Annotated in this window: 26 protein-coding genes; 19 read left to right on the top strand and 7 right to left on the bottom strand. The window is 37.1% G+C overall.

Annotated elements, in window-relative coordinates; translation table 11 throughout:
* Positions 1-736: 736 nt before the first annotated feature.
* Both ACQKNC_RS18440 and ACQKNC_RS18435 read right to left on the bottom strand, forming a co-directional pair.
* Entirely contained in the window at positions 737-1,654 is a 918-nt protein-coding gene (locus tag ACQKNC_RS18440) for an EamA family transporter (protein ID WP_427426203.1), read from the bottom strand.
* Between the two features lie 18 nt (positions 1,655-1,672).
* Entirely contained in the window at positions 1,673-2,236 is a 564-nt protein-coding gene (locus tag ACQKNC_RS18435) for a GNAT family N-acetyltransferase (RefSeq protein WP_427426202.1), read from the bottom strand.
* 390 nt (positions 2,237-2,626) lie between these two features.
* Here ACQKNC_RS18435 and ACQKNC_RS18430 point away from each other — a divergent pair, with 390 nt between their 5' ends.
* The 6 genes from ACQKNC_RS18430 (at position 2,627) to ACQKNC_RS18405 (ending at position 7,385) form a co-directional block, all read left to right on the top strand.
* The gene (locus ACQKNC_RS18430) at positions 2,627-3,574 is read left to right on the top strand and encodes a carbohydrate kinase family protein (protein ID WP_427426201.1); all 948 of its coding nucleotides are present in this window, start codon (positions 2,627-2,629) and stop codon (positions 3,572-3,574) included.
* Between the two features lie 20 nt (positions 3,575-3,594).
* The gene (locus ACQKNC_RS18425) at positions 3,595-4,026 is read left to right on the top strand and encodes a protein-tyrosine phosphatase family protein (protein ID WP_427426200.1); all 432 of its coding nucleotides are present in this window, start codon (positions 3,595-3,597) and stop codon (positions 4,024-4,026) included.
* A 416-nt stretch (positions 4,027-4,442) separates the two neighbouring features.
* Entirely contained in the window at positions 4,443-4,646 is a 204-nt protein-coding gene (locus ACQKNC_RS18420; RefSeq protein ID WP_427426199.1) for a PLD nuclease N-terminal domain-containing protein, read from the top strand.
* Positions 4,643-5,536: an ATP-binding cassette domain-containing protein gene (locus ACQKNC_RS18415; RefSeq protein WP_427426198.1), complete on the top strand. Its 894-nt coding sequence runs from the start codon at positions 4,643-4,645 to the stop codon at positions 5,534-5,536. Before ACQKNC_RS18420 ends, ACQKNC_RS18415 begins: the two co-directional genes overlap by 4 nt.
* Complete coding sequence (locus ACQKNC_RS18410) at positions 5,533-6,315, top strand: ABC transporter permease (RefSeq protein ID WP_427426197.1); 783 nt, start codon at positions 5,533-5,535, stop codon at positions 6,313-6,315. The genes ACQKNC_RS18415 and ACQKNC_RS18410 overlap by 4 nt, the downstream gene beginning before the upstream one ends.
* 365 nt (positions 6,316-6,680) lie before the next feature.
* On the top strand, positions 6,681-7,385 hold the full coding sequence (locus ACQKNC_RS18405; protein ID WP_427426196.1) for a CBS domain-containing protein: 705 nt from the start codon (positions 6,681-6,683) through the stop codon (positions 7,383-7,385).
* A gap of 18 nt (positions 7,386-7,403) precedes the next feature.
* Here the strand turns inward: ACQKNC_RS18405 and ACQKNC_RS18400 are convergent, their stop codons facing one another.
* Positions 7,404-8,129, bottom strand: coding sequence for a DUF421 domain-containing protein (locus tag ACQKNC_RS18400; protein WP_427426195.1), 726 nt, complete (start codon positions 8,127-8,129; stop codon positions 7,404-7,406).
* 119 nt (positions 8,130-8,248) lie between these two features.
* Here ACQKNC_RS18400 and ACQKNC_RS18395 point away from each other — a divergent pair, with 119 nt between their 5' ends.
* On the top strand, positions 8,249-9,454 hold the full coding sequence (locus ACQKNC_RS18395) for an MFS transporter (RefSeq protein WP_427426194.1): 1,206 nt from the start codon (positions 8,249-8,251) through the stop codon (positions 9,452-9,454).
* A gap of 405 nt (positions 9,455-9,859) precedes the next feature.
* Here the strand turns inward: ACQKNC_RS18395 and ACQKNC_RS18390 are convergent, their stop codons facing one another.
* Positions 9,860-10,546: a histidine kinase gene (locus ACQKNC_RS18390; RefSeq protein ID WP_427426227.1), complete on the bottom strand. Its 687-nt coding sequence runs from the start codon at positions 10,544-10,546 to the stop codon at positions 9,860-9,862.
* 795 nt (positions 10,547-11,341) lie between these two features.
* Between ACQKNC_RS18390 and ACQKNC_RS18385 the strand changes: the two genes are divergently transcribed.
* From ACQKNC_RS18385 to ACQKNC_RS18330, 12 genes are all read left to right on the top strand, one after another.
* Positions 11,342-13,756, top strand: a complete 2,415-nt coding sequence (locus ACQKNC_RS18385; RefSeq protein ID WP_427426193.1) for a Na+/H+ antiporter subunit A — start codon at positions 11,342-11,344, stop codon at positions 13,754-13,756.
* The gene (locus tag ACQKNC_RS18380; protein ID WP_427426192.1) at positions 13,743-14,165 is read left to right on the top strand and encodes a Na(+)/H(+) antiporter subunit B; all 423 of its coding nucleotides are present in this window, start codon (positions 13,743-13,745) and stop codon (positions 14,163-14,165) included. Before ACQKNC_RS18385 ends, ACQKNC_RS18380 begins: the two co-directional genes overlap by 14 nt.
* A gap of 3 nt (positions 14,166-14,168) precedes the next feature.
* The gene (locus ACQKNC_RS18375) at positions 14,169-14,507 is read left to right on the top strand and encodes a Na(+)/H(+) antiporter subunit C (protein WP_427426191.1); all 339 of its coding nucleotides are present in this window, start codon (positions 14,169-14,171) and stop codon (positions 14,505-14,507) included.
* Positions 14,500-16,005 carry a Na+/H+ antiporter subunit D gene (locus ACQKNC_RS18370; protein ID WP_427426190.1) on the top strand — a complete coding sequence of 502 codons (1,506 nt, stop codon included), beginning with the start codon at positions 14,500-14,502 and terminating at the stop codon, positions 16,003-16,005. Before ACQKNC_RS18375 ends, ACQKNC_RS18370 begins: the two co-directional genes overlap by 8 nt.
* Positions 16,005-16,487 (top strand): Na+/H+ antiporter subunit E, encoded by a 483-nt coding sequence (locus tag ACQKNC_RS18365; protein ID WP_427426189.1) that lies wholly within the window; start codon positions 16,005-16,007, stop codon positions 16,485-16,487. Before ACQKNC_RS18370 ends, ACQKNC_RS18365 begins: the two co-directional genes overlap by 1 nt.
* Complete coding sequence (locus ACQKNC_RS18360) at positions 16,487-16,771, top strand: Na(+)/H(+) antiporter subunit F1 (RefSeq protein ID WP_249076134.1); 285 nt, start codon at positions 16,487-16,489, stop codon at positions 16,769-16,771. Before ACQKNC_RS18365 ends, ACQKNC_RS18360 begins: the two co-directional genes overlap by 1 nt.
* Positions 16,749-17,108, top strand: a complete 360-nt coding sequence (locus ACQKNC_RS18355) for a Na+/H+ antiporter subunit G (protein ID WP_370045418.1) — start codon at positions 16,749-16,751, stop codon at positions 17,106-17,108. The genes ACQKNC_RS18360 and ACQKNC_RS18355 overlap by 23 nt, the downstream gene beginning before the upstream one ends.
* Positions 17,109-17,550: 442 nt before the next feature.
* Positions 17,551-18,345, top strand: coding sequence for a transporter substrate-binding domain-containing protein (locus ACQKNC_RS18350; RefSeq protein WP_427426188.1), 795 nt, complete (start codon positions 17,551-17,553; stop codon positions 18,343-18,345).
* A 78-nt stretch (positions 18,346-18,423) separates the two neighbouring features.
* Positions 18,424-19,083 carry an amino acid ABC transporter permease gene (locus ACQKNC_RS18345; protein WP_427426187.1) on the top strand — a complete coding sequence of 220 codons (660 nt, stop codon included), beginning with the start codon at positions 18,424-18,426 and terminating at the stop codon, positions 19,081-19,083.
* Complete coding sequence (locus ACQKNC_RS18340; RefSeq protein ID WP_427426186.1) at positions 19,076-19,798, top strand: amino acid ABC transporter ATP-binding protein; 723 nt, start codon at positions 19,076-19,078, stop codon at positions 19,796-19,798. The genes ACQKNC_RS18345 and ACQKNC_RS18340 overlap by 8 nt, the downstream gene beginning before the upstream one ends.
* Positions 19,799-19,870: 72 nt before the next feature.
* Positions 19,871-20,173, top strand: coding sequence for a hypothetical protein (locus tag ACQKNC_RS18335; protein ID WP_427426185.1), 303 nt, complete (start codon positions 19,871-19,873; stop codon positions 20,171-20,173).
* Positions 20,174-20,442: 269 nt separating this feature from the next.
* Positions 20,443-21,258, top strand: coding sequence for a metallophosphoesterase (locus ACQKNC_RS18330; RefSeq protein WP_427426184.1), 816 nt, complete (start codon positions 20,443-20,445; stop codon positions 21,256-21,258).
* Positions 21,259-21,272: 14 nt separating this feature from the next.
* Here the strand turns inward: ACQKNC_RS18330 and tatC are convergent, their stop codons facing one another.
* From tatC to ACQKNC_RS18315, 3 genes are read right to left on the bottom strand one after another with little or no spacing between them, the layout of a single operon-like run.
* A complete protein-coding gene (gene tatC / locus ACQKNC_RS18325) occupies positions 21,273-22,118 on the bottom strand; it encodes a twin-arginine translocase subunit TatC (protein WP_427426183.1) in 846 nt (281 codons plus the stop codon).
* An 11-nt stretch (positions 22,119-22,129) separates the two neighbouring features.
* Complete coding sequence (tatA, locus tag ACQKNC_RS18320; protein WP_427426182.1) at positions 22,130-22,333, bottom strand: twin-arginine translocase TatA/TatE family subunit; 204 nt, start codon at positions 22,331-22,333, stop codon at positions 22,130-22,132.
* 35 nt (positions 22,334-22,368) lie between these two features.
* Positions 22,369-24,081 carry a GMC family oxidoreductase gene (locus ACQKNC_RS18315; RefSeq protein ID WP_427426181.1) on the bottom strand — a complete coding sequence of 571 codons (1,713 nt, stop codon included), beginning with the start codon at positions 24,079-24,081 and terminating at the stop codon, positions 22,369-22,371.
* Between the last annotated feature and the right edge of the window lie 17 nt (positions 24,082-24,098).

The following is a 24,098-nucleotide window of genomic DNA, read 5'->3' as shown; positions in this document are numbered from 1 at the left end:
AACGTTCTTTAGAGATTGTAATGTTGATACTAATACCATGTTGTTCATTACATTGAGTTGGTTTGAATGTTTCAAAATGCATGAATGATTCCTCCTTTGATTAGCTTATAAAGTAATGAAATTATTAACGTTCTTTAGAGATTGTAATGTTGATACTAATACCATGTTGTTCATTACATTGAGTTGGTTTGAATGTTTCAAAATGCATGAATGATTCCTCCCTTTTCCAGATTTAATTACGAGTAATAATTGATGACGCGTAACTAATTAATAGTTTAAAGATTATATTCTTTTTAATTAAATTTTTATCATAAATTAAAATGTATTTTTAATTTGAATATTCGGAAAATAACGATTTGTTTTATGACATGCTAGGAAACACTATATATTTTGGAATTTCTTTTATTAAAGAAAATCTTCAATAAATTTTAATATATTATAATTAAGCTAACGAAAAGTTAATTTAACATATAATTTTCAAAAAGGGAGGTGTAGAAAGTAAATGTATAAACGTATATTGTGGTCAATTTTAGGCATTTTAATTATTGTGGGTGGAAGAACTTTATCAATGGCCAATAACTTCAATATTTAATAGCTCACAAAAAGTAAATTAAATAAGACGCCTGAGTAACGTTTGGTTATGTATCCAGCGCTTGGTTTATAAAAGTTTATATAGAAATAAGGGAGATGTATCAAAAATGTGATACATCTCCCTTTCTAATTTAGATTACAGTATTTACTTACTGATAGTCTTTAAAGATTTATCCTTTTGTCGTCGTTGCGAAAGTATTGTCGGTAGCATCATACCGATAATAACCAAAATAATACCCGCAATTTGTAAAGAAGTTAAAGGTTCATGTAGAACAATAACTGAAACGGTTACGGCAACGGGTAACTCCATAGCACTTAAAATAGAGGCAAGAGCTCCTCCTACTTTCGGAACAGCTATTGAGAATAAATAAATCGGCAATATAATACCGAAGAGCCCTAGTGCTAGTCCGAATTTCCATAACCCTCCGGCGAATAATTTGCCGTTCCAAAGGACTTCAGGGTTAAGGAAAATACTAATCATGATAAGAGCGACAAAGGAAACAATTAACACGCGTGATGTAGTTGTAATACCTTCCAAGTGACGAGAGTTAAATTGAATAAAGCAAGCAAAAGTAAAGGCAGCAGCAAACCCTAGTAACCAGCCTCGAATAGGAATACCGCTTAAATCTACATTTAGTACACCGGCAGCTAAAATAGTTCCAGCAAATAATACAATGAGAGAAATTACTTCAGTCCGACTTGGTAAACGTTTATGAAGTGCGCAATCTATTAATAAGCCTATCCATGTAAATTGGAAGAGCATTACTACTGCAAGAGATGCTGGTAGATACTTTAATGATTCTCCGTATATTATCCCTGTAGCCCCGGTAAATATCCCGGCGCACACTAAAATAAGCAGTCCGTTTTTAGAAAGCTTCGGTAATTGTCTTTGTGTCACTATAAAAATAGTTGCAACAAGCATAAAGCCAATAATATATTGACTCGATACGGCCTCTCCTGTTGTAAAGCCATGCTGCATAGCTACTTTGACAATTGTCGATAGTATTCCGTAGCTACTAGAAGCAATGACAATTAAAAGAGGATAAAATAAATTTTTCTTCATGTTTTTTTGTTTCACTTCCTAAAATTGCTTCACCATATGATGAAATGGTTCATCAATGATGGACCATGGCTCTGTAATGACAAAGCCCATGCGTTCATAAAGGCGACGAGCGTCTTCTTTTTGTGTTTCAACATTTAATGATAATTTTGTATAGCCTCGTTTTTGTGTTTCCTCTATGGTAAATTGCAGTAATAATGTTCCAATTCCTTTACCACGAGCTTCTGGTGCTACACAAATAGTATCAATATAATATTCATCTTCATGAGCTTCTTTATCGATGATAATGGATGGCGCATTTTTTTCTTCAAGCCATTTTACGAGGTTTTCATCCATGTGAATGGCTTCGACACCATTATAGTAAACAAGAATTGCTAATACTTGCTCATTCTCAACAGCAACAAAAGTATTTAAATAGGAATGTCGATTATCCTCACGCTTGAATAGTACAGTAAGTTCTTGTTCAACTGCTTTAGCTGTCTGTTCTCCTGTTAAACGGTTGGCAATATCACCAATCGCATCAATAATTAATGGTACAACGGCATGGGCATCCTGTGGTTGCGCTTGTCGAATTGTAATACTCATTGTCAAAATCCCTACCTTTCTATAGGCAAGTATAACAAAGATAGAGGATGACTCAAGTTTTTGAGAAAATAGTGATATTCTGGTGGCATGAAATCGGAAAAGAGTTAATAAAGGATGTTAGCCTAAAAACCATCGCATCTATGCGATAACGGCGAACTGACCTGCATCGTAAAATCGCCACGTCCTGTGGCATTACTGAAATGACCGACATCTTGTCGGCCCTCGTGCAGGCCTAAAGCCGATTCCAGACGCATTGTTTATCTGTGAGAAAGCGAAGCGACAGCAACAACTATGCCAAGTCATAATTATTATTTTTCCGAAAGTTTAAAACTTTATGCGACATCAAATTTCGTGTTAATCTATAATGACTAGAGTTTCAGGAGGATAACAATGACAAAGGAAGATAAGGATTTTATATTAGTTTACGGAGATGCTTTTATTGACTATATCGCTGATGATGTAACAAACACATCTTTTACTAAATATATGGGTGGTGCAACGGTAAATGTTGCCGCGGGAATTAGCCGTATTGGTGCTCCATCTGCATTAATTACGATCACAGGAGATGACGAAGGATCTCAGTTTGTTCGAGATGGCCTTGCACAAGAAGGGGTAAGCCTAGATTATGCAGTATTTAACCCTGCGAAGCGTGTTAGCGGTGTCTATGTACATTTAACAGAGGCATGTGAGCGAATTTTTAAAGATTATGTCGATGAGACGCCAGATTTACAAGTAGAAGCAACACAATTAAATGAAGCAGCTTTTAAACATGCATCTGCTTTAACAGTGTGCTCGGGTACAATGTTCCATCCCACAGCACTTGATACAACACGTGCTGCCGTAGAGATGGCAAAGGAAAAAGGAGCAATTATCGCAATGGATGCGAATATTCGCCCGCTTCGTTGGAGCAGTGAGCAAATTTGCCGTGAAACCATCACGTCATTTTTCGAGAACGTAGATATTTTAAAGGTTACTGATGAAGAATTATTTTTCCTGACAGAAACAACTAGCTTGGAAGAGGGAATTGAGCAATTAAATAGTTATTTAGTGCCCGTTATTTTAGTAACAGTAGGTGAAGATGGCACTTATGCGGTATTGAATGGTGAGGTTATCCATGTACCGACAGAAAAGGTAGTGCCAGTAGATACTACGGGTGCTGGAGATGCATTTATGGCTGGTGTATTGCGCGATGTTCATTACAATGGTTTACCTACAACGGAAGAGGAACTTGTTCGTTGTGTAAGCTTTGGTAATAAGCTAGGTGCTTTGGCAGCCACTAAAGCAGGGGCATTAACAGCTCTTCCGTACTATGATGATATTAAGCATTTACTTAAATAATCATTTGGAGCGTGCATACTATGGAGAAAAATTACGATGTATTAGTAAAGGATCGATTATTCTTTGGCGGTGCAAAAGATGCAGATTTAGCTTTTGAACAAGAAACGGTGGATATCGTGATTGATGTTCGAGTAAATGGCTTATCCAATGAGGAGCAGGAAGCGACTTCATATGTGTACAAGCATATGCCAATTGCTGATGAGGACATAGAAGTAGCGCCATCTATTCAAAAAGTTGCGAAAGAAATTGTTTCTGCCTATGACAATGGGCAGAAAGTGTATTTCCATTGCGGAAGCGGGGGAGGTCGCGCAGGAGTGGCTGCCACTGCTGTATTAATGGAGCTTGGCATGGCCAATTCTCTAGAGGCAGCGGAAGAGGCAGTCAAGAACGCCCGTCCACAAGTAACAATTCGTCCTAAAATGGAAGATGCTTTGCAGAAGCTATATAAATAAATGAGAAGATGTACCAAAAGTTTTTTTAACTTTGGTACATCTTCTTTATTAGTTAGTGAATTATCCTTTTTGCTCATTGAAAGGTAGTTGTCGATAAAAATTAAAAGTTGGGCGATAATTCATGAAAGTGTTCCGATAAAACTAAAAGTTGGATGACATTTGCCATCACATCCTCTGATAACGCCTTCGTTATCAACATCGTGCTGCTGCTGTCGCACTACGCTTTCCACTTTAGATATTCTTGAAATTATCAGATGATAAAAATAGACTTAAATCCTCATAATTACGGATATTTAGCTGTTTTTATTTTCCGTATAGTTATGTACTTAGCGGTCTGCTGTATACATAAATTTGTACTATGCATAATAGAACAGTTTTTGTTATAGTAATAATATAACAAAGATGAGGTGATCTCTATGATGGAGGAGTTAGCGAAAGTTCCGTGGGCGGTCATAGCACCATTAATTGTGGTCCAATTTATTTTAATGATTGTAGCTCTAATTGATTTACGTAAAATCCATGCTACAAATGGGCCTAAAATTTTATGGGTGTTTCTGATTATTTTTACTAATATTGTTGGATCAATTGCGTACTTTATAGTTGGGAGAAAACAATCATGACGATATTACTTCAGGTAACGGGACTCACAAAGCAATTTGCAGAGAAAGTAGTTGTGGATGGAATAGAGTTCACATTAGAGGAAAATACATCGACAGCATTAATTGGACCCAATGGCGCTGGTAAAACAACGACATTATCGATGCTAACAGGTTTATTAAAACCAACCTCTGGAAGTGTAAAAATGCTGGATGGTGATTTAAGAGCCAATATTGGTTTCTTGCCACAGTATCCGCAATTCCATCCTTGGTTAAGTGCGTTAGAGTTTACTGAAATGGCTGCAAAGTTAAATGGTGTGCCTACAAAAAAAGCAACACTAGAAGCGCAAAAAACACTTGAGTTTGTAGGTCTAGGTAATGATTTAAATAAGAAGATTGCTATATTTTCTGGTGGCATGAAGCAACGACTTGGAATATCCCAGGCAATTGTGCATAAGCCTAAACTACTGTTATTGGATGAACCTGTGTCTGCATTGGATCCGGTAGGTCGTAGGGAAGTTCTTGATTTATTAAAGGGCCTACAACAAGAAACAACTATTTTATATTCGACACATATTTTAAATGATGCCGAAGAGATGACAGATCAATTATTGTTTTTACGTGATGGAAAGCTAGTAGAACAGGGGACATTACGTGAAGTCCGACAACGTTTTGATGAACCAAATTATGTTGTCGAATTTAACACCGAAAAAGAGGCAGAACTTTTTGCTAGTCAATCTGAACTTATAGGAGAAGCAAAGGGCTGTAATGTGTATATAGAAATTAATGATGAAAAACCGAGTATGCAGGAACTGCTTCAATTTTTAAGTAGTTGTCCTTTTAAAATACGAAAAGTAGAGAGACAAACAGCATCACTTGAAGAGATTTTCATGAAGGTGGCGAGAAAAATATGAGAGGATTTAATGTACTTCTGCAAAAGGAATTCAGAGAAGCTTGGAGAAGCTGGAAGTTTTTATGGATACCTCTTGTATTTGCGTTGCTCGGTATGACTGATCCCCTGACAAACTATTATATGAAGGATATTTTAAATGCTGTTGGTAACTTACCAGAAGGCTTTGAAATGTTGATGCCAGAATTAATGCCAGTTGACCTATTACAAGCTTCCGTTGGACAATTTCAAACGATAGGTTTACTCGTATTGATGGCTACTTTTGTAGGAGTCGTTAGTAAAGAAAGAGCAAATGGGACGGGTACTTTATTGTACGTCCGTCCTATATCGTTCGGCGCTTATTTTATGAGTAAATTTATCGTTATGAGTACTGTTGGTTTTGTTAGTATTTTAGCTGGTTTTACTGCAAGCGTATACTATACGGTCGTGCTTTATGGGACATTTGAGATAGGACCTCTTGTGGCAAGCTTTTTCACGTACTTTTCTTGGTTACTCTTTGTGCTAGCAGTGACATTAATGATGAGTGCAGCCTTTAAAACAGTGGTAGCAGCAACATGTGCATTCGCTTTCATATTTATTGGGCAAATATTGGATGCTATAGTTGGAGCATTTTGGACAATATCACCATGGAAATTACCGGTATATGGCGTTCAATTAATTAGGGGCACAATGGAGATGCCAGATTATTGGTGGAGTCTATCTATTACATTAGTTGTCACAATAATTTTTATGAGTATCGGAATTTTGACAATGAAGAAAAACGCATCAATGACGAAAATATAGAGATAATATTAAGGTGAAAATCAGCGTAATCGCTAGTGGCGAGGTAAGAAACGGTATGTTGATTGAATCTTGTTTAACTTCTTACAGCCGATTCCGGACGTAATTATGCCGAGGCATAATTGATAGCATCAACTTGGTAGATCCCTACCTCGTTGATGCTTTCTTTTTTGATTTAAACATTCATTGGACAGTACCAAATAAAAATAGGAATAAACAAGGAAGTGAGCGGTCTAAAAGAAGGTAGAGCTAAGAATAATAAGAGCTGTTCTTGGAATATCCATAACTTAGGAATATAATGTAGTTATAACTCAGAATTTGTCAAATACTCGGAAAATATGAAAAATAAGTTGGAGGGTGTGGATAAATTGGCTACAGAAAATTCCGATCGCTTTCTCACAGCGTTTAATCGGATAGATCACAGGTTAAGGAATATTGTTGGTGCAAAGGACTTTATGCCCTTTTATCGTCTTATCGATCAATCTAAGAAGAAGGATGTACTAGTTCGTAAATATGAAGACGATTTGCGCTCTTATGCAGATTTACGAAATGCAATTGTTCATCACCATACGTCCTTAGAATATGTCATTGCTGAACCACATCTAGACGTGGTTGAAAGAATTGAATATATCGATACTACACTTGCTAAGCCAACGCTCGTTGGACAAATGTTCCGCAAAAAGGTGCTAGCTTTTCAAGAAAGAGATTCATTAAAACATGTGTTAAAAGTTATACGTCATCGTAAATTTACACAGTTTCCTGTATACCATAAAGATCAATTTAAAGGGCTTGTGACTACAGTTGGAATTACAAACTGGTTAGCTACCATGATGGAAGGCGATCAAATACCTAAGAAGATTCCGACCTTACATGATATTTTAATGCATGAAAAAAATAGAGTGAATTATAAATTTGTGAGTAGATACATAACGATTTACGAGGCAGAAGAAATTTTTAAACAAGGTGTGGAAAGGGGACGCCGTTTTGAAGCTTTATTAATAACGGAGCATGGAAAGCCACATCAAAAGCTAATTGGCATCATAACACCATTGGATATTGTGAAAATAGATTAAGCAAGACGAGACAAGCTGTTAAGGGCTTGATCGTCTTGCTTTATCTTTCATGCTTATATATAGTGAGCCGTTTGTTTGAACCTGAGCAAAATAAACATCTTCAACGGCTTGGACATTTTGCTTTTTCAGCTTTTTCAAAAGCCAATCTTCAGTCAATTCAAGTTCAACTAAATTTTCATAAATAACCTTGCCGTCAGAAAGCACTTCTGTTGGAATATAGGTTGGTGGTGTAACATCGGCCTTTACATCTTGTTTTGTAGCGGGTTGCTCAGCGGGTTTTGGTAACACACTTAGTTTTCCTGTAGTTTCAAGTAATGCATATTGTACATCTTGTATAGAGAATACGGCTTGTTCTCGTAGCATCATCGCTAATTCATCCATATGCAAACGATTTTTCTTTAAGGCAGACTCTAAAATAATTCCATTTTGAATAAGGATTGTTGGCTTGTCATCTACAATCACACGAGCTTTTTTAGATTTAATGGTAATGATGGTCATTATATATGTTAAAATGCTCCACCAAATGAGGGCAATAAGTCCATCTAAAAAGGGTGTCTCAGCCTGTGCTGCTATTTCAGATGCAATAGAACCAAATGTGATACCTGTTGTATAGTGGAAGAATGTAAGTTGTCCAAGCTGTTTCTTTCCTAGTAATCGAGTTACAATGAGTAACGCAAAGAAGGAAAGTGTTGCCCTAAGTATCATTTCCCAAAAATCAGCTTTAAAAAATTCGTCTATATTCATACATAAATCAACTCCCTTAAAACTGCTATTTTCAATGAATAGCTTGTGCAAAAAGGTCAATAGTATGCGACAATCTCTTATAAATGAAAAATTACAAAAATTAGAAAGAGGGTGACGATATGAATAAGCAAATAGAGAATTTTAATAATCCGATCTATCCAATAATGATTGCAATAGCTGTCGCTCATCTTATCAATGATACGATGCAAGCTGTTATTCCAGCGATGTTCCCAATATTGAAGAGTGATTTAGGGCTAACTTTCACACAAATAGGTCTTATTTCATTTGTGTTAAATATGTTTGCTTCTGCTTTGCAGCCTATTGTTGGGTTTGCTAGCGATAAAAAGCCAATACCATATGCTTTACCAATTGGAATGATAAGTTCATTCATAGGCATTGCCATTATAGCGTTCACATCGCAATATTGGATAATTATTATTGCAGTATTATTTTTAGGGTTTGGCTCAGCTATTTTTCATCCTGAAGGTTCACGTGTTTCATTTATGGCAGCAGGATCAAAAAGAGGACTTGCCCAATCGGTTTATCAAGTTGGAGGTAACTCTGGGCAAGCACTAGCACCACTAATTAGTGCTTATATTTTTGATATTTTTGGGCAACGTGGTGCAGCAATTGTCTTAGTAGTGGCAGCAATAGGTATTCTTATATTGAGTAAAATTGCAGGTTGGTATAAAAAGCAGTTGGAGCAAGAACGTTTGGCAAAGAAAAAACGTGTATTAGTTTCCAACTTACCTCCGTTAACAAAGAAACAAGTAGGTATTGCGTTAACGTTACTATTTACTATTATTTTTGCGAGATCATTTTATACAACCAATATTACAAGTTTTTATGTGTTTTATTTAATGGATCATTATGGTGTTAGCCTTCGCCTTGGACAAGTTTTAATTTTTACCTTTATGGCATTTGGTGTTGTTGGCACATTTTTCGGAGGTTCGTTATCAGATCGAATTGGTAGAAAAAATGTTATTTTACTGTCCGTTGTTGTACCGATGCCATTTTGTTTAGCGTTGCCTTATGTACCGTTATGGGCAGCAATGATATTTTTAGTGATTATCGGTACATTAATTATGATTAGCTTCTCGGTAACAGTTGTCTACGCGCAGGAGCTTGTTCCGACAAAAATTGGTACAATGGCTGGTTTAACAACTGGCTTTGCTTTCGGAATGGGGGCAATAGGTGCGATGGTCATCGGTGTATTAATGGATCATAGAGGTATTGATTTTACGATGATGGTCGTTTCTTTGCTACCATTATTATTACTCGTAGCATTTTTCTTACCTAAGGATAAGCCAGCTTCTGCGGTGTAAGGCTCAGGTAAGAATGAAAAATAAAAATGCTACTTCTAATTGCATAAAGCTGTATGGTGATTTTTTGAAAGGAGCATCGAAAAGTCTGTTTTCCTCCAAGGTGAGGATTTAGATTGGATGTTTTAGGTGTTTTAATCAAAGTTATTATACTATTTTAGTTCAGTTTGCTATTCATACACTAATGATGAGGAACTGTTGATTTTTCACGGAGAATGGCGACTCCTGCGGGATGAGCTTGCGCTGAAAGCCCCGCAGGAACGTAGTGACGAGGAGATTGAAGGCAAGCCCGCGGAAAGCGCCAACTCGGAGTGAAAATCAACTTTTGATTAATGCTACACTTTAATTTATATTCATATTTTTTAGATAAGCTAAAACGCGTTCTCAAGTTAGAGGAACGCGTTTTTATTATTGACGTAATGGAGATAAAAATTTAGCCGGAAGTTTTTCTTTATCTAGTACATAGCCTTCTGATATGTGAACCTCATGCATTTTATCATTGTAAGTGAATTTAAAAATACCGTTATCAAAGTCAGTGCCAATCTCTTTGAAAAATATACCTTCAATTGATACATATTTAGGACATGTAAATGCTACTTTAAAGTCTTCATGTTCTTGAATTAAATAAGCACGTACACCTTTTTCGTATGTATCGTTTGCATCATCGTCAGTTGGACGCTGGACAGCCACGATATGAAAATCAACAAAAGGAACTTCTTTTAATAAGACGTTAAGGAAGGAACCCTTTGTAATCTCTTCCCAGCGACTTTGTGCACTTTGGCCTACGATGATTTGAGAAATTCCGTAATTTTTTGCCACTTCTGCAATAACCTTTTGTATTGGGCGCTTTTCATTATCTTGTAATATGAACTTTTCAATTTCAAGCTCATCAGATAACTTTTTCCATTGCTCAATGTAACTAGATTTCTCTGCATCAAATGCATCAAGGGGTTGCGAATCGACCGAAAGAATATATAGTGGACAATCTAACATTGTAGCCATTTTATGACCACGTCGTATTAATCGCTCACCGTTAAGTCCATAGTAGACACAAACTAATATACTTTCGTCTAAACGCCCTTTTACATGCTTCATCAAAATTAACACCTCTTATCTTGTTGTTATTTTGTTATTTATTCTGTCGATTTTGAAAAAAATATCCTAAAACAGCTAAAATCGATACTGATACAGTGCATTATGCTCATTTATAATGTATACTAAAAATGTATAAAAGTTAATGACAATATATCGGGAAAACCTTGAAAAAACTGGGTTATCTCTATACTTTACAGTTATTTGATTTATGCATTTCGTGCATTTAAACCAATTGCTTCTATATGCCACACTATTATGCAGTTAGTTAAATAGAATAGTCAAGTGACTTGATACACCAATGTGACATGACATTTTCTCTAGGCTTTAAGGCAATATTGGTTATTCAGGCTTCTTAAAATAGGAAGCTCATAGCCTGAAAAGTTCCCCCCTGATTTTATGCAGTGCTATCACCAAAAGCTTCTCCCTGCATAAAATATGTGCTGAATGTTGAATGAAATAGATTTTATCTATTATTGTTTATTACTTCAACACAAACCACTTACTTTCCATTTCAAGGAGTACATACTTTAGTACTTGATAAATAATCAAATTTCAAGAGAATTTCTGATATGTTAGTTAGCTTTCATTAAAAAGGCTTTAGTATTTAAACGCTATCTGAATACAGTTAGAGCCTTCAGCAATTGTTATTGATATTTTGTGGGCGGAGCAAAGTTTAATCAGTAGTAACTTCAGTAGATTTGGGAATACTTTATTATCGATTATTGTCTCATATCTGTTTTCGCACCATATCAAACAGCAAGTTGCTGAACGAAATTGATAGTAGGAGGTTTTCACTTGGTTACTGTTTTCATTGCGATACTTTTACCATTTGTTTGTGCTGCGCTTATTCCACTACTTTATAGGCGACTAAGGCGTGTTGCACATCTTGGCTGGTTTGTTTTATCCGTTCCATTCATCTTGTTTCTTTTACTCGCGCGCTATATTCCTCAAATTGCCGAGGGTAAAACTTTTATTCATACATATGAGTGGATTCCCTCTTTTAATATAAATTTCACAACATACCTCGACGGACTCAGTATGATTTTTGGTTTGCTGATTACGGGTGTAGGTAGTTTAGTCATTTTATATTCTATTTTCTATTTATCAGCGAAAGAATCTCTTCATCATTTTTACTGCTATTTATTACTATTCATGGGCGCTATGCTTGGCGTCGTCTTTTCAGATAATTTAATGGTATTATACACATTTTGGGAGTTAACAAGTGTGTCATCCTTCCTGTTAATTGCATTTTGGCATCATCGAAAAGCATCTCGTGCTGGTGCAAGAAAAGCCATGACAATTACCGTTTTCGGTGGCCTTTCAATGCTTGTGGGATTTCTAATGCTTTATGTAGCTTCAGGTACATTTAGTATACGTGAAATCGTAGCCAATGTAGGGGTTATACGAGAGCAGACACTGTTTATCCCAGCGTTAATCCTTATTCTAATCGGTGCATTTACTAAATCCGCACAGTTTCCTTTCCATATTTGGTTGCCAGACGCGATGGAGGCACCGACACCAGTCAGCGCTTATTTACATTCGGCAACAATGGTAAAGGCTGGTATATATTTAGTTGCGCGTTTTTCTCCAGTATTTGGAGGCGAGGCTGTTTGGTTCTGGTTAGTCAGTGTGATTGGTCTTTTAACGTTGTTCTGGGGTTCATTTACTGCTGTGCGTCAAACAGATTTAAAGGCTTTACTGGCTTTTTCGACAATTAGCCAGCTCGGTTTGATAATGAGTTTATTTGGGTTAGGGTCAGTTGGCCATTATTACGGTTATGCTGAAAATACCGTTCTTTATACGCAGGCAAGCTTTGCAGCGTTGTTTCATCTTATTAATCACTCCACGTTTAAAGGTGCATTGTTCATGATGGTTGGTATTGTCGATCATGAGGCGGGCACACGCGATATTCGCCGTCTCGGAGGATTACTGGCCTTAATGCCTGTAACGTTCACAATTGCGGTCATTGGCGGTTTTTCTATGGCAGGCTTACCTCCATTTAATGGCTTCTTAAGTAAAGAAATGTTTTTCGCTGCGTTATTAGCTATTCGCAATGTAGAGGCATTTTCAATTTCTGATTTCGGACTGCTATTTCCAATAGTAGCTTGGGTAGCAAGTATCTTTACATTTGTTTACTGTATGATTTTAATCAGTCGAACGTTTTTCGGAAAACTGCAGCTTAATAAGCTGGATAAAAAACCGCATGAAGCTCCGTTAGGTATGCTACTTTCGCCAATCATTCTGTGCGTCTTTGTAGTTGGCATTTTCTTCTTCCCAAATGTGCTAGGGCATTATATTTTAGAGCCTGCTATGGCAAGTATTTATCCAACATTCCCATCAACAAGCGAATTAACACCACATATTCATGCTTGGCATGGGATTAACGCAGAATTGTTAATGACCCTAGGTGTAATCATTATTGGGATCATCTTATTTAAAACATTAAAAAGCTGGAAGCCTATGTATCGGATATTTCCGCAAAGATATACGTTTAATACGTATTACAATCGTCTGATTGAGTTTAGCGAGAATAGTTCTGCAAAGCTTACTAACCGTTATATGGCAGGTAATTTAACACATTATTTTGTCTATATATATGTATTTTTTGTTGCGCTTATTGCAGGATATTTTATTTGGTCGGATGCTACTGCATTTAATTTTGCGAAGGATTCCACGATTGAGTCCTATGAGCTCATTTTAGTGTTTGTAATGATGTTCGCCGCAGTATGGATGATTTTCGCTAAAGGCCGCGTAACAGCAATGTTATTGAACGGCGTACTTGGCTATTCAATCGCATTTTTCTTCGTTATTTTCCGTGCTCCTGATTTAGCGTTAACCCAATTAGTTGTTGAATCTGTGACAACTGCTTTATTCCTTTTATGCTTTAAATATTTACCTGATTTAATGCCTGAAACCTCCCGTAAAAAAATGCAATGGTCTAAGGTGACTATATCCATTTTCGTTGGCGCCACAGTTACACTAGTAGGCTTAGCGGTTGTCCATTTCGATCGCTTTGAGCCAGTGGCTACTTACTTCAATGATTCCTACGAACTAGCGGGTGGTTCAAATATTGTCAACACAATATTAGGCGATTTCCGTGCATTTGATACGATGCTAGAAGTTGTCGTTCTTCTGATTGCTGGCTTAGGAGTGTATGCATTAACGAAGCTAAAGCCACGAAAGGAGGATGCGGATCATGAAAATCAATGACGTCATTTTGCGTACTATAACAAAGACGGTCGTATTCATTATTTTAACCCTTGGTATTTATCTATTCTTTGCAGGGCATCATGCTCCTGGCGGAGGTTTTATTGGTGGTCTCGTGCTGGCTTCTGGCATTGTTCTATTGTATCTAGCGTATGACATTGAAACAGTGCATAAAGGGATGCCATTTGATTTTAAAAAAGTTGCAGCGCTGGGCGTATTACTAGCGACAGGCACAGCAATCGGCTCACTATTTTTTGATGTTCCGTTTTTAACACAAACACATAGTTATATAAATATACCGATATTCGGGAAAATGGGCTTTTCGACGGTAACAATTTTCGAGGCTGGTGTGGCTTTAACTGTAGTAGGTGTTGTGGTCACAATTATTTTAAGTATAAGTGAGGATGAGTAGCCAATGGAGTCTTTAATACTAGTTTTAGTTGGTGTATTAGTAGCTGTTGCGACGTACTTAGTCCTCTCGAAACAGTTATTACGTGTGATTTTAGGAACTGCGGTTTTATCGCATGCGGCACATCTACTAATTTTAACGATGGGTGGACTGAAAAAGGGGGATGTACCACTTTTAGAGGAATCAGAAGGTCCTTACACAGATGCTTTGCCGCAAGCATTAATTTTAACTGCGATCGTAATTAGCTTTGCGGTAACGGCGTTCGTGCTTGTTCTCGGTTACCGAGCCTATAAAACGAACGGTTCGGCGAATTTTGATGAATTGAGAGGTACGCCGGATGAGTAATATGATTGTTTTACCATTAATTGTGCCAGTTATAACGGCGATTTTACTAGTGTTTTTAAGTGAAAATGTTATTTTGCAGCGCATCATTAGTTTATTGACACTAAGTTTCGTTGTCCTTATTAGTGTCATTTTATTGCAAGAGATTCAGAAACAAGGTGTGATGCGTATTGATTTTAGTGGCTGGGCACCGCCATTCGGCATTTTATTTGTTGCTGATTCATTCGCAGTCTTACTTGTGTTAATAGCGAATATTGTCGCAGCTATTTGTTTGTTGTATGCCATGTTCACAATCGGTAAGAGCTATGAAAAGATGTATTTTTACCCGTTTGTCTTGCTTATGGTAGCGGGAGTTAATGGCTCATTTTTAACAGGGGATATTTTTAACTTGTTTGTGTGCTTTGAGGTTATGTTACTTGCTTCTTATGCACTTATTAGTTTAGGTGGCGATAAAATTCAACTACGTGAGGCATTAAAATATGTGCTGATTAATGTTGTTGCATCTTGGATATTCCTAGTGGCATTAGCTTTTTTATATGGAACCGTTGGAACATTGAATATGGCACATATTTCTGTCCGTGTTATGGAGGTTGGGGCTGATCCCCTTATTACGACTGTAGCGCTCATTTTCTTAATTGTCTTTAGTTTGAAGGCTGGACTATTATTATTTTTCTGGCTTCCAGGCTCATACAGTGCACCTCCAACAGCTATAGCCGCACTTTTTGCAGCATTATTAACAAAGGTTGGAATATATGCACTCGTTCGCACCTTTACATTACTTTTCCCAAATAATACTGAAGTGACGCATATGGTGCTAGGAATTATGGCAGGACTTACGATTATTGCTGGTTGTATGGGAGCACTAGCAGGACGAGACGTAAGAACAATTGCCGCCTATAACGTTCTTATTGGTGTTGGCTTTATAGTAGCTGGTCTAGCCATCGGTACAGAGTCTGCCTTACAGGGCGTAACATACTATTTGATGCATGATATGGTAGCTAAGGCCATGCTGTTTTTAGCAGTTGGAATGATGATATATGTTACTGGCGAAACGGTTATTGATAAAATGAGTGGGCTTATTCGAAATTATCCTTTTTTTGGCTGGTTATTCTTTATTGTCATGTGTTCCCTTGCTGGGATACCACCATTAAGTGGCTTTTTAGGTAAGGTTTTAATTGGACAAGGTGCTATTGAGGGCGGAAATTTTGTTCTATTAGGATTAGGATTTTTATCTAGTTTAATTGTTTTATATTCGCTATTACGAATATTTCTCTCCTCATTCTTTGGGGAAACTATTATTAGTCTAGAGGATGAAAAGCCGTTACCAAAGCGTATGGTCTTGCCACTAACAATGTTGGCAGCTTGTACAATTGGTTTAGGAATTGGAGCGGAATGGATGGCTCCGTATGTAACAGATGCGGCAAAAACGCTCTACACGCCATCAATCTATATTGATGCAGTGCTGGATGGCACAACATGGCAAGGTGAGGTGAATAAATAATGGCGATGCAATTTATCTTAAATTTATTTATCGCAACACTTTGGCTATTGTTACAGGATGAAGTTATACCGCAGTTTTCGACATTTTTAATGGGGTTTATCGTCGGAATAGGGATTTTATATGTAATGCATCGCTTTTACGGCACACAATTTTATTTACGACGTGTGTTTTCGATCATTAAATTATTATGGCTCTTTAATTGGGAGCTACTATTATCGAGTTACAGCGTATTAAGACAAATTACTACTCCAAAGCTCAATATTACTCCTGGAATATTTACGTATAAAACTGCGCTTAAAGGAGATTGGGAAATAACTGCTCTTGCGTTGTTGCTCACTCTTACTCCAGGTTCAGTAGTGATGGAAGTTTCTGAAGAGGGAGATATGTTTTATATTCATGCAATGGATATTGAACAATCGAAAGAAGCTGTCATTCGTTCAATAGGGAAATTTGAACAAGCAATAATGGAGGTGACACGTTAATGATTGAAAAAATTTTACTATTGGCTCTTGCATTATTCAGTGTATCGATTGCGTTATCGTTGTTTCGTGTGATTCGAGGTCCATCGTTGCCTGACCGTGCCATAGCACTTGATACAATAGGCGTTAATTTACTTTCAGCAATAGCTATCGTCTCCATTATATTGAAAACAAAGGCGTATTTAGAAGCCATTTTAATATTAGGGATTTTAGCTTTTATCGGCACAATTGCGTTTACGAAATATATTGAAAGAGGTGTGATTGTTGAACGTAAATCAAATGATTGAATGGGCGGCAGTTATACTTATATTGATTGGCTCCATTGTAAGTGTTATTAGTGCATTTGGGATGATTCGTTTACCTGACGTATACACACGTTCACATGCTGCAACGAAAAGTTCGACATTGTCGGTTTTAACATGTCTGTTAGGCGCATTTATTTACTTTTGGGTACACGATGGATATGTTAGCGTACGTTTAATTTTAGGAATTCTCTTCGTTTTTGTAACGGCTCCTGTAGCAGGGCATTTAATATGTCGGGCTGCATATCGCTCTCGCGTACCTTTAGCGGAAGGATCGGGAGAGGATGAGTTGAAGGAAAAGCTATTTGCAGATGAGAAATAAGATAAGTGGCGGGACCTCCATTTTTGGAGGTCTCCTTTGTTGAATAAACTCTCAGTATCACCTTTTAGTAAAGGAATATATAAACCGAAAGTTGGGGACTATATTTGTTAAAACGTACGTCGTGTATAAGTTAATTGTAGTGGAGGCTGGGTGACTCCTTGGATCCCCAGGAAAGCGCCCAGTTGGAACGGAAATCACCCCTACGTTAGGGTGATAAGCTTCTCCTCTAGAGGGAAGTCTGAATAGATTGATTTATCAGAAAATTATGTGTATAATATTTTGTCGGGAAATTTTTAGTTTAGCTTGATTATTGCTTCAAAAGAGTATATCTTATTAGCAGATAGATTTTTTATTCTCTAAAGTGAATAAATATCCATTCTAATATTTTCTATAACTAGATTTTCATAGACAATAAAACATAGGTAAAAGGAGATCGTTAAATATGAAAAACAAATTTTTCATGCTAATGCTCGTTCTAGTAATTGGTGTACTGGCAGCATGTGGCGCAAAAGATAAAGCAAGTGATAAAAATTCAAATGCTAGCGAAGGCACAGAACAAAAGCAAGTATTAAAAGTAGGTACTTCATCTGACTATGCACCATTCGAGTATGTTGATGCAGCAAAAGGTGAAGATATTATTGGTTTTGATATTGATTTAATTAAATTAGTTGGTGACAAGATTGGTGCAGAAATGCAAGTCCAAGATATTGACTTCAATAGTTTAGTACCAGCCCTACAAGCAGGTAAAGTTGATGTTGTTATTTCTGGTATGTCACCTAATGAAGAACGTGAAAAAGTTGTAGATTTCTCTGATAAATATAACCAAACAGAGCAAGTGTTTATCGTGAAAAAGGATAGTGGAATTAAAAAAGAGGCTGATTTAGCTGGTAAAAAAATTGGTGTTCAAAACGCTTCTATCCAAGAAACTTTAGGTAATAAAATTGCAAAAGAAGTAGATGCTACAGTTGAAGGACGTACTCGAATTCCTGAAATTATTCAAGACATGATGTCTAAACGTTTAGACGCTGGGATTGTAGAAAGTGGTGTAGCAAAAGGTTATCTTGATACGAACGATAAACTAGAAGCGTTCCCTGTTAAAGAGCAACCTGAGGACTTTAAAGCAATCGCTGTTCAAAAAGGTAGCGATCTTAAAGATAAAATTAACAAAGCATTAAAAGAATTAGCTGCTGAAGGTAAAATTAAAGAGCTAGAAGATAAATGGTTAAAAGTTAAATAAGAAAGTTAAACTGCGATAGCTCTATTTTGAGCTATCGCTTACGTTTCCTTAAAAGAGAACAAGAAAGGAGGGGGCACTGTGAATTTAGATTTTACAGCTATCGTTCCCTCTATTCCTTATATATTAAAAGGGATAGGTATCACACTTCAAATTGCAATCGGTGCATCCATCATCGGTTTTATAGTTGGTATATTACTAGCATTATGTAAAATTGGTAAAGTGAATATTTTACGTTGGTTTGCAGATTTTTATACATCAATTTTCCGTGGTACGCCGCTCGTACTACAATTAATGATTATTTACTATGCAGTGCCACAGTTATTAGATATTCAAATTGAACCAGTTCCAACGGCTATTATTGCATTCGGGTTAAACTCAGGTGCTTATATTTCTGAAATCATTCGCGCTGGAATTAATGCCGTTGATAAAGGACAGATGGAAGCGGCACAAGCGCTAGGTATTCCATATGCAAAAATGATGAAAGATATTATTATCCCACAAGCCGTAAAAAATATTTTACCATCTTTAGTAAACGAATTTATTACATTAAATAAAGAAACAGCTGTTGTCACAGTTATTAGTGCACTTGATATTATGCGCCGTGCTTACATTGTAGGTGGTTCAACATATCGCTATCTTGAGCCTTTACTATTTGCGGGTGTGATCTACTACATTATGACGCTTGTATTAACGTTCCTTGGTAAACGAATCGAGAAAGGAATGAGAAAAAGTGATTAAAATTGAAGATTTGCACAAATCATATGGACAAAACGAAGTGCTAAAGGGTATTTCAACAGAAGTTAAAGAAAAAGAAGTAATTGCTATTATTGGACCATCAGGATCTGGTAAATCAACATTCCTGCGCTGCTTAAATTTATTAGAAGAGCCAACGAGCGGAAAGATTACAATTGCTGGTGACGTCCTGACGGACAAAGGGACAAACATTATGAAGATCCGTGAAGAAGTCGGTATGGTATTTCAGCATTTTCATCTTTTCCCTCATAAAACGGTACTTGAAAATTTAACATATGCACCGATTAATGTGAAGGGCATGGATAAGGTAGCTGCTATCAAAAAAGCTGAAGATTTATTAACGAAGGTTGGCCTTTTTGAAAAACGCAATGAATATCCAAACCGTCTATCAGGAGGGCAGAAGCAACGTGTTGCCATTGCCCGAGCACTCGCAATGGATCCAAAAGTAATTTTATTTGACGAGCCAACTTCAGCACTTGACCCTGAAATGGTAAAAGAGGTATTAGCTGTTATGAAAAATCTTGCTGATACTGGGATGACCATGTTAATCGTAACGCATGAGATGGGCTTTGCTCGTGAAGTGGCCGATCGTATACTATTCCTTGATGGCGGAAAGTTAATTGAGGATGCATCACCAGAACAGTTTTTCTCTTCACCATCTACACAGCGTGCGAAAGATTTCTTAGAAAAAGTATTATAAGCGAGAAAACGGATTTAGATCTTCTTAAAGGAGGTGTCTAAATCCGTTTTTTTTTACTTACGATATCACTAATTGATAAGAGTCTTATTAAACACCATCTTTTTTTGTATAGAGTCAAATAGACCATCAAGTGCGTTACATTTTATTATCTCTGCTGAAAAAATACTTGAACTGCATTCTGATCTGTACTTTGAAAAAGTAAAGCTTCTTTATTTAAGTGGAATATATAAAATTATTTCTGGAAATAGTGATGTAGGAATTGATATGTCGAATAAAGCGATACAAATAATGAATGCTTTGGGTGATATCAATGCAGTTAATAATCATGAAATCTATTTAAGAAAAAGATGGAGATTTCAAAATGACAACTCTTAATTAATCTATCTAAATTTCACAGGAAAATATGATTTTTAGTTTTGGAAGTTGCGGAAAGAACATTATTTTGTGATCGAACAAGATATAGAGAAATGTCGATAGTAAGCATCTGTTATTCAAAAATATTTAAGAGACTAACACGAAGGTGGAGTTGGTCTTTTGCGCTATTTATGGTTTTTTAGAGTATGTGCTTACAATTACTTAGTTTTATGCTTATAATAGGAGGGTCAGAATTTTTTCTGAAAAAGCCACAAAGTGAGCGATTGCGATTGAAAAAATTATTATATGTGGGTTTTTTTGTTGTTTTTATAGTCATTTTTTTGTACGTAAACAATCACTGGCTGGTTGTAAGCAAGTATGAATTCGAATCAGAAAAAGTGCCTGCCAGCTTTGATGGGCTACGCATTACACAAATATCAGATTTACAGGATGCTCTCTTTGGTGAGCATCAAGAGAGACTCATAGCAAAGGTGAAGACAACAAATCCTGACCTGATTTTTATTACAGGTGATTTAGTTGATAGTAATCGCTATGATTTGGAGCGAAGCTTACAGGCTGTTAGAGGATTAGTTAAATTAGCGGATGTCTATTATGTACTAGGAAACCATGAAGTAGCGACGAATAAAGTGAATGAAATTTATGAGGAGCTATCATCGTTAGGCGTACATGTGTTGTCCAATGAATCGACCATCATTGAGCGCGACGGGGAGCGCTTGGCGATTGTTGGCATAGAAGATCCGTTATCGGGTAGAACAACGAAAGAAATGCTAGAGATAGCAACAAGGAATGTTCAACCAAATGTACTAAAGATTTTACTAGCACATCGACCAGAAGTGTTTGATACGTATGTGGAGTTTGGAATTGATTTAGTATTTTCAGGACATGCGCATGGTGGACAAGTTCGGATTCCTGGAATTGGTGGTCTTTATGCAAGAGGGCAGGGAATATTTCCGAAATATACGGCAGGTCTTTATAAAGAAGGAACCACAACTATGGCTGTTAGTCGAGGATTAGGTAATAGTACAGTACCTATGCGGATTTTTAATCCACCAGAGATTCTTGTCATGGAATTAAAGAAAAATTAAGCACTGCGTTTTTGCTACGCAGTGCTTTCAATTTGTTTACGCTCTATACGTTTAACGAGATAGATGCTTATTTCATATAAAATAATCATTGGAATTAAGACGAGTAGCTGACTAATAAAATCAGGTGGTGTAATCAAAGCAGAACCAACGCCCATCCCGATATAAGACCAGCCTCGTATTTTTTTCATGGATTCAGCCGTTAATACACCAATGGACGATAAAAAGAGGGCTACGATTGGTAATTCAAAGAGTAGTCCGAGTGGTACGGTTGTCATCACTAAAAAATGCATGTATTCATTTGCGGATACCATAACATCAAAATTGGTTGCTCCTATACTCACTAAAAACGAGTAGCTGAGTGGATTAACAATAAAGTAACCGAAAGCTACGCCTAATAAGAAGAGTACTAGCATGACAGGTGCATAAAGACCGAGGAAACGGCTTTCTTCTTCTTTTAAACCTGGCTTTACGAAACTCCACAAAAAATGAACTAAAAATGGCATAGATAACCCGAAAGCTAGTGTTGTGGATATCGTCATGTAAAATTTTACAACCTCTAACGGTCCTAAAATAATTAGTGAATGTCCTCGAGTGACATAAGGAAACCAAATATTAATGGTAGAGAATACAATAATAAAAAATAGAATAAATACGAAAAGCCCTTTAATAATTTGTTTTCGCAGTTCAGTAAGATGTTCAAGTAATGATGCCATTGGAAAAAGTGGTTCATCAACTACCGTATCCTGTTCAATTGTTTCTACTTGAATTTCAACAAAAGCCTCCACAGGTGTGAGAGGCTCTGCTTCTTTCTTATCAAGTGGACTTAAATATTTTCTTTTTCCGTCTTCATATGGATCCATAGGAAACCCTCCTACGAAACGTCAGATTTTTTTTCTTCTTTTTTCGCTGGATCATCTTCATCATCGATAAGCCCCTTTGTGGACTTTTTAAACTCAGCAAATGTTTTACCGACTGCCCCGCCGATTTCTGGCAATTTTTTCGGACCAAACACAATTAAAACAATTACCAAGATGATGATTAACCCAGGTACTCCGATTGCTCCAAGACCTCCCATAAGTCTTGCCTCCTTTTAAAAAATTTGATTGTTATTTAGACTAAGGAGCCACCTGATTTGCTATATTTTACAACACCCTCTGCACAGCGGTAGGCTAGTGCCCCTAAAGTACCTGTAGGGTTATAACCGCTATTGTGCGCAAAGTTTCCGGCACTCACAGCAAAAAGATTCTCAACATTCCAATGTTGCAGGTAGTTATTCACAACGCCATTCTCTGGCTTTAAGCTCATAACAGTTCCGCCTGTATTATGGGTTGTTTGATAAGGTACGATATTGTAATCAGTGATTTCAGCATTTGGGACAACAGTTTTGGCGCCCATTTCTTTCATAATGTCAGCTGCACGTGCTGAAATATATTTATGGAGTGCTCGATCCTGATCTGTAAAATTGTACGTTAACTGTATTAGAGGTAAGCCGTAAGCATCTTTATACGTAGAATCAAGAGACAAATAATTTTCTTTGTGTGGCATCGAAGCACCTTGTGCACCAATCCCGAATGAGCGTGTATAGTAATGAATAGATTGTTTTTTAAATTCTGCACCCCATGTTGGCGTATCAGGAGGTGTTGGGTTCGAGCCGATAGGGCGTGCACCAGTTTGTGTTAGAGCTATATTTCCACCGTGAATAAAATCTAAGTCACTATGATCGAAATTATCGCCATTATAGTCATCAATACTCATACCGAGTGAACCCGCACCCATAAATGTGTTATATTGCTCATCAAAAAATCCTACTGCTCCAGGTAGTATTTGATAGCAATAGTTTCTTCCAAGTGTCCCTTTTCCAGTAGCTGGATCATAGCGTTCCCCAATGTTAGAGACCATTAATAGCTTGGCATTATTAAAGACATAGCTAGTAAGTACAACAGCGTTTGCTGGTTGAATAAATTCTTCACCAGATATCGTATCGATATATCGGACACCAGTTACTTTATTGCCTTTTTTTAAGATTTCAACAACATTGGAATTATAGCGTAAGTCAAAATTACTTGTTTTTAATGCAGTAGGAATAACAGTAACCTCTGCAGATGATTTGGCGCCATATTCACAGCCGAAGCGTTCACAGAAGCCACAATATTGGCAAGCGTTAATCGTTTCACCGTCAGGGTTCTTATAAACTTCTGATAAGTTTGCAGAAGGTACCATGTAAGGTGATAATTTTAATTTTTTTGTAGCTTTTTCAAATTGCGAAAGCATCGGGGTCATTTTCATAGGCCCCGTAGGATAAGGATTTGAACGTTTTCCGCTAAATGGATTTTTATCATCCCCGGAAATACCTGCTGTTTTTTCGAACTTGTCGAAATAGGGCTCAAGTTCATCGTATGTTAATCCCCAATCCTGTAATAAATAATCAGGTCCAAGCTTTTTCGGACCATAACGTTTGTCTGTTAATGTTTTAATTTGAAAATCGTATGGTAAGAAGCGATACGTCATACCGTTCCAGTGTGTACCAGAGCCGCCAAGCCCTTCACCAAGTAAAAAGGAACCGAGCTGACGCATGGGCAATGCCTTCATATTGCGATTATTACGAAAGCTTACGGTTTCTTTCGAAAGATTTTGCATTAAATCATAGCGGATTGCATAACGATACTCGTCATGGATAGTCAGATAATCTTCTGTGCCACGCTTTTGACCGCGCTCTAAACCAACGACTTTTAAGCCTGCCTTCGAGCACTCTGCAGCGACAATGCCGCCGGTCCAACCTACCCCGACTGTAACAACGTCTACACTTGGTAATGTTGTTGCCATTTCCTTACCCCCTTATA

It is taken from the genome of Lysinibacillus sp. NPDC094177 (assembly GCF_050279145.1).
In the GTDB taxonomy this organism is placed as follows: Bacteria; Bacillota; Bacilli; order Bacillales_A; family Planococcaceae; genus Lysinibacillus.
This window is presented reverse-complemented; position numbering and strand designations above follow the sequence as displayed.